Genomic DNA, 256 nt, shown 5'->3' with positions numbered 1-256 from the left:
TGCGGGTCGTAACCCTCAATCTCGAAATCATCAAAACGGTAATCGAAGATCGATTCCGGTTTACGTTTGATCACCAGCTTCGGCAATGCACGCGGTTCGCGCGTCAGCTGGAGATGCGTCTGTTCCATATGATTGCTGTAGAGGTGGGTATCACCGCCCGTCCAGACAAAATCGCCCACTTCAAGATCGCACTGCTGCGCCATCATGTGCACCAACAGCGCGTAGCTGGCGATGTTAAACGGCAAGCCGAGGAACA

1 protein-coding gene is annotated in these 256 nt (G+C 53.5%); it reads right to left on the bottom strand.

Annotated features, from left to right (window positions below):
* A partial coding sequence (gene thyA / locus RTW80_RS29955; protein WP_312721796.1) for a thymidylate synthase occupies window positions 1-256 on the bottom strand: 256 nt, incomplete at both ends.

The organism is Escherichia sp. AM3 (genome assembly GCF_032029835.1).
Lineage (GTDB): Bacteria > Pseudomonadota > Gammaproteobacteria > Enterobacterales > Enterobacteriaceae > Escherichia > Escherichia coli.
This window is presented reverse-complemented; position numbering and strand designations above follow the sequence as displayed.